Below are 8,212 nucleotides of genomic sequence, written 5' to 3' on the forward strand. Positions count from 1 at the left end.
CCCCGTCACCTGCAGCCAGGGATCGTCATAGTAGGCCGGGTAGATCCCGAGATCGCCCGCCGTGCCGGGCATGATCTGGGTGAGCCCGAAGGCCCCCACGGGGGAGCGCGCGCCGATCTGAAATCGGCTTTCCTGCCAGATCAGCGCCTGCAGCAGGCAGCGCCACTGGACGAGCGACAGGCCAGCACGGCTCACGCCGGGCAGGCCATGGGTGTGGCGCGCCGCTCGGATGATCAGCTCCTCCACCCCTTCCCGGGCATCGCTGAACATCCGGGCTGCGGCCGGGTTGTTGTCCTCGGGCGCATAGAGGCTGGCGGCTGCGCTTTCGACCTCGTCAACCACCCCCTGCCCCGCCTCAAGCCCGGCCACGGTGCCTGCGACATCGCCCGAGCCGAGGGACATGGCATCCATGAGCCCTTCGAGCGAGGCGAGTTGCTGGCGCTCGATCTCGGCCAGTTCCTCCTCCCGGCTTAGCCGGTCCTGCTGAAGTGCCACGTCGCGATCTGTCTGTTCGAGGATTGCCTGTCGTTCGGCAAACAGGCGCAGATCGAAGGTCGGCACGCCTTGGGCGGCCGCTGGCCCCGCCGTGGGACCAGCCAGCGCAAGGCTGACCATCGAGAGGGAAAGCCAGTTCCGCATGGGCTTAGCCGCTAGCCCCCAGCATCACGAAATCGCAGGCCGTGTCGCGGCGCGTAACGGCGGCCCCCATGGTCGAGATCGTCGTCGTGGCGGTTGCACCTCGTGCGGGCGCATCGCGGAAGTTGAAGCAGTTGGCTTGCGCGGGGTTATGCTGCGCGCAAGCCGTCAGGGTCAGGCCGAGGCCGAGCAGCACAGCGCTGCGGATGATGGTACGGGTCATGTCACTCTCCAGAAATCAGGGCGGTCCCGGTAGTCAGAGCCAACGAGGGCCTCGCCTTTCTCCATGCCGCCAAGGATGGTCACGAGCGGGCCGAGGGCGCTGAGATCAGCGTCGATCACGACGGAACCCCGGTCATCGCGCACGAGAGCCAGGCGCGAGGCGGAGCCGACGCCCAGAAGAACGTCGAGTTCTTTCTCGCTGAGGCCGAGCATCGCGTAATCGGCAGCCGAGGCGCGGATGTTGGGCAAGAGCACCTGCGTCGGCACGGCTTCCACGATGGTCTTGCCGGTCCGGGTACGTTCGAGCTGGCTGGCATATTGGGTCATCATCACGACGACGGCGTTCTGCTTGCGCGCGGTCACCAGCCAGTTCGAGAGCCGCTCCGCGAAGTAGGCGTTGTCGAGCGCCTTCCAGGCCTCGTCGATGACGATGATCGTGGGCTTGCGATCCTCGATCACGCGCTCGACCCGTCGGAACAGGTACGACAGGACCGCCATGCGTTCCCGCTCGCTCTCGGAATCGAGGATGCCGGTCAGATCGAAGCCAGCGACGTCCCCGTCGATGCTGAAGCTGTCCTCGGCATTGGCCCCGAAGATCCAGCCATAGCGGCCCTCGGCCGTCCATTCCTGCATTCGCTCGAAAAGATCGCCCTCGTCATCGGTGGAGACGAGGAGCGAAGCGAAATCCGACCAGTTCCGCAGGCCTGCGTTTCCGGCACTCGCGTTCTGGCGCACGACCTCTTGCAGGCGGTTGGTCTGCACTGGGGTCAGCGGCCGGTCGCGGCGCTCGAGGAGGCTTGCCAGCCAATCGGCCAACCACGCCTGACCGCGGGCATCTATCTCGGTCTGCAGGGGATTGAGCCCCGTGGGTCGCCCTGCCCGCACGGTCGAATAACTGCCGCCAAGCGCGCGGACGGCCATTTCCATACCCGCGCGATAGTCGAAGACGAAGACCCGCGCACCAGCGCGCCGGGCCATGGTCATCAGGAAAGCCGCCAGCACGGATTTGCCCGAGCCGGGGCGGCCGAGGATCAGGGTGTGCCCGCCAGTGGGTTCACGGTCCGGTGCACCCTGTTCGTGGAAGTTGAAGCGAAAGCCACTGCGCTCGGGCGTCGGGAAAAGCGTGATTGGAACGCCCCAAGGCACTTCCCCGCCGGTCTTGCCAAGGGGTGTGCGGTGGAAGGTGGCGAGATCGGCGAAGTTGTGGTTCGTGATCGCGGCCTTGCGGCTGCGCGCTCCTGTGTTCCCCGGATGCTGCGCCATGAAATGCGCCCGCGCCCCGAAGGCTTCCGAGATCAGGTTGATCCCGGAGGTCGCGGAGATGTTGCGGATTTCGGCTGCGATGTCGTCGAGCGCGGCTTGGCTGCGCGCATAGACAGCTACCGTCATGTGATGCTCGCCGAAAATCAGGCGTTTTGATTCCAGATCGTCCTGGGCGAGTTCCAGTTCCTGCGCGAGACTGACGGCCCCGTCATTGGCCGCTTGCATGAGGCGCAGCTGCCGCTTGATCCGACCTGCCATGATGTTGGCGTTGATCGGCACAAAGGAATGGGTGACCACCATGTCGACGGGCAGGTTCAGCTCATCGAGCATCAGGCTGTCGGTCTTGGCGGGATAGTTCTTCACCGCGAAGATCGCCCCGAGCTTGTCGCCCACAGCGCCGTCGGAGAGCGCGATGGTCGTGCCGCGGAAGGTGACGCGGGTATTGGCGACATCCTCGGCGATCACGCCGAGGCGCGACCGCGGGTAGAGCGGGTGCTCCTCACCGGTGTTCAGAGATCCGAGGAAGCCCAGAAGTTCGCCACTGCTGGCGGCAAGCAGCCGGGGTTTCAGTTCATCGAAGGACGACAGCAGAAACCCCACGACCTCGTCGAGCTTGCGCAAGCGCCGGGTTGTGTCGGCAGCATGCCTGGCGCGGGAAGCGCCCAGGCCGAAGGGCAGACGGCTGCCCGCCTCGGGGCGCTTCAGCACGGTCAGGGTCAGCGTCTTGTCGCGCAAGCCCGCGCGACCGAGATTCGCGTGCCATCGTTTGTCGACGGCGGCAGCAAACCCCTCGCCCAGAATGGGCGGCAGGGTCACATCGACCGCTTTCGAGACCTTGTGCAGGTAGAAAGAGAACTCCGTTCCGACCTGCGCGACGATCCCGGCGAGAAGCCCGCCGATCCGGTCCAGATGGGCATCCTCGCTCGTGGTGCTGTTGACCCCTTCGAGCCGGATGCATTGCATCAACTCGTTGCCGCGCGTCCGGATCGTCCGGTCGGTGACAAGGCTCACATAGGGCAGCATGGACGAGAGCCGCTTTTCGCCCTTGACCCATGCAGGCAGCGTAGTCAGCGGATCGAGGGCGCCTTCCACGTCACGGGCAACTCCATCACGGGGCATAGCTGTCGCCCCCGTGGATCTTGCGGTTTGTCGTGGGCGGGGTTTCCTGCAAGGTGATCACCAGGACATCGAGAAAGTTCGGATCCCAGTCTGCGGCTTTCCAAAGCGCCGGCCAGGCCAGCCCCGCGAACACAGCCACCACCCAGCTTTGCACCCAGAGGAAAAGGAGCGTCGAGCCGAAGAGCCAGACCATGGCGTACATGATCGGCAAGCCCATCAGCTTGGGCGGCCTGAGAAGGCCGATGAACACGCGGGACTGGTCGGACATCGCCAAGAACTCCAGACTTGCTCAAGTCGTCCAGATGGCGGCGACGATGGTGGGTGCTGCGGCAATGCCCGCGATCGCGACCACGACCCAGAGCGCCTGACGGAAATCCAAGATTCCGAAGAGCCAGGAGAGGAATACGCCGATCAGCGCGAGCGTGCCGATCACGATGCCCAACGGGCCGGTGATCGCGTCAACGATGCCTTGCAGCAGCGTCTGCACGGGCGAGAGGTCGATGCTTTGGGCCAGCGCCGGGCCCGCCAGCACGATGAGGGCCATCGCGCCGAGCGCAACAAAAGAAGGTTTGGACGTCACGAAAGGTCTCCTCTCAGCCGCTGGAACACGGCTGTCACACGGGCCACATGGCCTTGGGTTTCTCGAAATGGGGGAATGCCGCCATGGCGGGTGACCGCATGGGGACCGGCATTGTAGGCAGCAAGCGCCAGCGCGGGATCGCCGAACTGCTCAAGCATCATCAGCAGGTAACGGGCCGAGCCGTCGAGGTTCTGGGCGATGTCATGGGGGTCGACGCCGAGATCGCGCGCGGTGTCGGGCATCAGCTGGCCGAGCCCGATGGCCCCGACCGGGCTCAGAGCGCCAGGATTGTAGGCGCTCTCGACCTCGATATTTGCGCGGTAGAAGTGCGCCCAATCACTGACCGACAGGCCCGCCTGACGCAGGGCGTCATGGCTGCTGTAGCGTAGCGCCGTAGTCTCGATGGCGTGGAGAATTTCGGGGGAGGCGCGGACGGCGCGCGGGGCGATCGTTGCGGCAGCTGTCACATCGCTCAGGGGAGCATCATCCCCACGGGACTGCGGTGCGGCAAAGAGAAAGAGACGATCTGGAAGGGGCCCATTCTGGGCATCTTCTTCACCAGTGAACGAGCGCAAGGTGCTCGCAGTCTCGGCGGTGTCGATCAGTCGGCCATCAGGGCTGACCTGGAAGATGAAACCATCGGCAAGGGCCAAGGGCGCGGAACAAACGCCTGTACCCAATGCAACGACGAGCGCAAACGCGCGGTCAGTTGTCCTTGACCAGAACCGGGCCGATCCTCGGTTCGGACGTGCGTCCGGGTGCTGCGTGACGTTCGCGGGCGCCTTCCACGAGAGGGATGCTGGCGGTCGTGCAGCCCATGTCGGCAAGGAAGCTGACAAGGCCGACGATGGTCTTGAAATCGCGCAGCTTGAGGACGCTGCGGCTGGTGACGAGCATCTTGTCGTCGCGCCCATCCGGGGCAACGGCCCGGATGACCCAGGCGCCGTACCAACTGTTGTGGCGCTTCTCGGCCCCTTCCTTGCAGACCACCTCGATAAGGTAGCCTTCGGCAAGGAGGCCGCGCAGTCCGTCTTCTGTAACCACATTCGGGGCTTCTTCTATCATGGCCTTCCCTCGGGTCCTTTTTCTGCTTGAGGTGCAGTCTCGGGCCCACGGGGTCGCAACACCGCGGGCGATACAAGACAACATGAACGATAGCAAGACAATTAAAACGACTTGACGAAGATCGCCTTGCTCCGATAACAGTGATAGCTGACAAAATTGTGATCTTAAAGGCGGCAAAGGAGTTTTGTCCTGCACATGAACTGTGCGCGCAACATCACTCTTGCGCTGCTGATCACCGTGTTCGTTCCAGCAGGCCCAGTCCATGCCTGCACCCCGCCGGAGCGGCCGTTTCTGCCCACGTCACGCGAAGACATGCGCGCCTACGCGGATCTAATCCGGGGGGATTTCGAGGCTTACATCGCCGATGTGCAGGAGTATTTCCGCTGCATCGACGATGAACGCGCGCGGGCCTTTGTCGAGGCCAGGGAAGTGAGCGAGGAGTACGGACGGTTTATCGAGGCAGTGGAGTAGTGGTCCCCGCCCGGTCCTGAAACCCTGAAACGGCGAACCAGCTCATGCCCTGCCTGTTTCAAACGAGCATTCAGTCCTCAGTCTTCCCGGTCAGGAAAGAGCCCCGGCATCCATCGACCTGCATATTTGGCGGGGAACGCCAGCTTTAGGGGGGCACGTGTCGATACTGAGTAAAGCGCGCCAGCCTCGAGAAGCGCGGAGGTCACGCGTCGAGCCGTGCGGTCGCTCGTACCCAGGATGGACTCGACCTCGCCCCGCTCGATCTGTCCCTGATAGAGCACAGCTTTCAGCACGGTATCTGCTTTCGGTGGCAGCGCTCCAACACGCATCTCCTCTTCCGCCCAGATCAAAATGCGGTCCCGCAACCGGTCCGGCCGCATGAGCCCTGCCATGAACTCCACCTGGTCGATACAGATGCGCAGAAAGAACTGCGCGAAGGAGGCTAGCGCAGCCTCGCTGAGCGTACCGCGGCCGTCACGGTCGCCACGGCGCGGCCCATCACAGGCGGCGAGGTGTTCCTTGTAGGCTGCCTCCTGCCGCGCAAGCCCGCGCGCCACTGACCAAAGGCCGCGCGTGTCCAGGGTCTTGCGCAGCATGGCGTAGGACATGAGACGTGCAACGCGCCCATTCCCATCAAGGAAGGGGTGCACCCAGAGAAGCCGGTGATGGGCGCAAGCCGCGGCAAGGATCGGTTCGATCCTGCCGGGAAGGCTATAGGCTTTGTGCATTCGGTCGAGGAAGCGGGGGACGGCACCAGGGCTGACGGCGATATGCCGTCCGACTTCAACGTATCGTGTGCGCAGTTCCCCGGGCACAACCGGGATTTTCTCGCCTGTCTTTGGGTTCTCGACGAAGAGAAGCTCGGGCGGCAAGAGTTCACAAAACCGGCGATGCAGTTCGATGATTGACGCAGGCGCGGTCGGTGGTTCCACCATGCCATCTTCGTCGATCCATTTCTGAACGGCGACATGCGCCTTGGCTTCAAGCTGAAGGTTTCGTTTTTTCGGATCGGCGCTGTAATCGTTCCGCATCGCACGTTCGATGTCGATGGGATGGGTGTCATGGCCCTCGATGAGGTTGCTGTAGTAGCAGTTCATCGCCCGCACGAGATCGGCAAGCGCCTCCGCTATCGAGGCGGGCAAGCTGCTGCGGAATGCTGCGGACTTCTCCGCCAGCTCAAGCACAAGATCATTTAACCCCGCGCGGGCAGGAGAGCCCTCCGAGACCATGAGGGGCTCGAACAAGCCTATCGTCTCGCCGTCATCACGGACCATCACATGACCTTCCCTCTGGCCGCTTTCTTGGCCGTACGCATTCTCCACAAAATGGATATTTATCATAGTAGTGAGCTACAGGCTACGGAGATCACGTCCGGTGATTTGGCCGGTTTGCTGTCCACTTTCGCTTGGCTTAGGGATCCCATGGCGCAATCGGTGCCCTGCAGCCACGTCACGCGTCAGACCGTCATCTGCGACCAGCACTTGGGGGGTCACACCGCAACTCCCGCGATGAAATATCCTTGCTATCGTTAGTGTTGTTTCGTATCGGGGAACCATTATAGTGGGAGTCGGCGTCATGAAGCACAGGGTCCGAACTGCGGCGACTGCCGTAGCCATCACAGTATCGAGCCTCGTCGGCTTGGTCGAGCCGGCGCACGCCTATCAGGTCGACTGCGCCATCTTGCTCTGTCTGGCGGGCGGCTGGCCGGCATCGGCGCCTTGTGCCCATGCAAGGGCGGTCTTCATTCGCAGGATCACGCCCTGGCCGATTGAGCCGCCCTTGCAGATCTGGCGGTGCCCAATGGGTGCGTCGTTCAGCGCCCCTGCCGTGGAGTCGCCAATGGAACGGTTGTACGACATCGCCTTCCGGGATGCGCATCAGGTCAGCGTGCCGCAAGATCCCTTGCCCTTGGTCCAGGTCCAGTCTGACGAGCGCGCTGATATCGACATTTCGGGCGATGCTTTCGACTTCGTTCGGAGCATCCGCGTGTTTCACATCCAGTTCAGCCAGCGCCAGAATCGAGATGGCGATTGCATCCGATCCGACGGCACACGTCTTGGTTCCTACGGCACACAAGGTGATTACCACTGGCGAGGTTCGAGCGTAGCCGCCGTGCCTACAGCATCTGACCTTCCCCGCCCAAGCGGATGCGGACAAGTCAACTACCGCTCGGTCTTCGTCGACTGGCGCGATCATGAAGGCAACTACGGCTTCGAAGAGGTCCGCTACTGAACCCGGCCGGGCCCCCATCGGGCAGGCCCGCCACTAACTCACCTTGCACTGGAGACTGTGCACCGAACCCGAAAAGGGAAACGACGCCAGACCGAAAAGCCTGACGCCGTGCTAGAAGAACCCGTGAACAAGGATCTTCTAGCGCACTGTCCGAACCTCTGCAACCAGCAAAGTTGTTTTGCTGGCAAGAATGTTGTTTGCTCTCGGCATGGGGTCGTCTCTCGAGGAGACACCGACCATGGAACCCACAACCGGCCTGATCCTTCGACGGATCACACAAACAGAGCTGTCCGTATCCGCCCACAAGCTGGCAACCGTCATCCTCGACGCCATCGCGTGGAAGGAGGGCTTCAACGGGCTATCGCGTGGGACGGCCGCATTCACGCTCGCGGATCTCGCGTGCAAGATGAACATCTCGCGCCAGTACCTGACCGAACTGCTGGCGGAACTCGAGGCGTCCGAACTGGAGCTGAGGCGAGAGAAGCCAAACGGCAAGTTCGCGCCCTGGCTCTTCCGTTTTGCGGCCTTTGACGCAGAGGGGGATGATCAGGATGTTGAGTCAGGCACAGGCGACACATCACTATCTAGAGATAAAGATAACAAAACTGTATTCTCAGGACAGAT

The 8,212-nt window shown here is 62.9% G+C and carries 10 protein-coding genes and 1 pseudogene; 3 read left to right on the forward strand and 8 right to left on the reverse strand.

The window, feature by feature from the left end; all coding sequences use genetic code 11:
- The 7 genes from C5F46_RS15110 to C5F46_RS15140 form a co-directional block, all read right to left on the reverse strand.
- Nucleotides 1-639 (reverse strand): lytic transglycosylase domain-containing protein (locus C5F46_RS15110; RefSeq protein WP_146160246.1); only part of this gene is annotated, 639 nt, incomplete at its 3' end.
- 4 nt (nucleotides 640-643) lie between these two features.
- Entirely contained in the window at nucleotides 644-859 is a 216-nt protein-coding gene (locus C5F46_RS15115; RefSeq protein WP_107326155.1) for a hypothetical protein, read from the reverse strand.
- Nucleotides 856-3,240 (reverse strand): VirB4 family type IV secretion/conjugal transfer ATPase, encoded by a 2,385-nt coding sequence (locus C5F46_RS15120; protein WP_107326156.1) that lies wholly within the window; start codon nucleotides 3,238-3,240, stop codon nucleotides 856-858. The genes C5F46_RS15115 and C5F46_RS15120 overlap by 4 nt, the downstream gene beginning before the upstream one ends.
- Nucleotides 3,230-3,508 (reverse strand): VirB3 family type IV secretion system protein, encoded by a 279-nt coding sequence (locus C5F46_RS15125; RefSeq protein ID WP_107326157.1) that lies wholly within the window; start codon nucleotides 3,506-3,508, stop codon nucleotides 3,230-3,232. The genes C5F46_RS15120 and C5F46_RS15125 overlap by 11 nt, the downstream gene beginning before the upstream one ends.
- 21 nt (nucleotides 3,509-3,529) lie before the next feature.
- Nucleotides 3,530-3,820, reverse strand: a complete 291-nt coding sequence (locus C5F46_RS15130) for a TrbC/VirB2 family protein (protein WP_107326158.1) — start codon at nucleotides 3,818-3,820, stop codon at nucleotides 3,530-3,532.
- Nucleotides 3,817-4,473, reverse strand: coding sequence for a lytic transglycosylase domain-containing protein (locus tag C5F46_RS16940; protein ID WP_107326159.1), 657 nt, complete (start codon nucleotides 4,471-4,473; stop codon nucleotides 3,817-3,819). Before C5F46_RS16940 ends, C5F46_RS15130 begins: the two co-directional genes overlap by 4 nt.
- 52 nt (nucleotides 4,474-4,525) lie before the next feature.
- Nucleotides 4,526-4,885, reverse strand: coding sequence for a hypothetical protein (locus C5F46_RS15140; RefSeq protein ID WP_107326160.1), 360 nt, complete (start codon nucleotides 4,883-4,885; stop codon nucleotides 4,526-4,528).
- A gap of 195 nt (nucleotides 4,886-5,080) precedes the next feature.
- Between C5F46_RS15140 and C5F46_RS15145 the strand changes: the two genes are divergently transcribed.
- The gene (locus C5F46_RS15145; RefSeq protein WP_107326161.1) at nucleotides 5,081-5,356 is read left to right on the forward strand and encodes a hypothetical protein; all 276 of its coding nucleotides are present in this window, start codon (nucleotides 5,081-5,083) and stop codon (nucleotides 5,354-5,356) included.
- Between the two features lie 77 nt (nucleotides 5,357-5,433).
- On the opposite strand, the gene C5F46_RS15150 is transcribed toward C5F46_RS15145, so the two are convergent.
- Nucleotides 5,434-6,630 carry a Fic family protein gene (locus tag C5F46_RS15150; RefSeq protein WP_168796857.1) on the reverse strand — a complete coding sequence of 399 codons (1,197 nt, stop codon included), beginning with the start codon at nucleotides 6,628-6,630 and terminating at the stop codon, nucleotides 5,434-5,436.
- Between the two features lie 301 nt (nucleotides 6,631-6,931).
- On the opposite strand from C5F46_RS15150, the gene C5F46_RS15155 reads away from it, so the two are divergent.
- Nucleotides 6,932-7,588: a hypothetical protein gene (locus C5F46_RS15155; RefSeq protein WP_107326162.1), complete on the forward strand. Its 657-nt coding sequence runs from the start codon at nucleotides 6,932-6,934 to the stop codon at nucleotides 7,586-7,588.
- Nucleotides 7,589-7,826: 238 nt separating this feature from the next.
- Nucleotides 7,827-8,212: pseudogene (locus C5F46_RS15160) on the forward strand (hypothetical protein); the annotation flags it as partial.

It is taken from the genome of Phaeovulum veldkampii DSM 11550 (assembly GCF_003034995.1).
Classification (GTDB): domain Bacteria; phylum Pseudomonadota; class Alphaproteobacteria; order Rhodobacterales; family Rhodobacteraceae; genus Phaeovulum; species Phaeovulum veldkampii.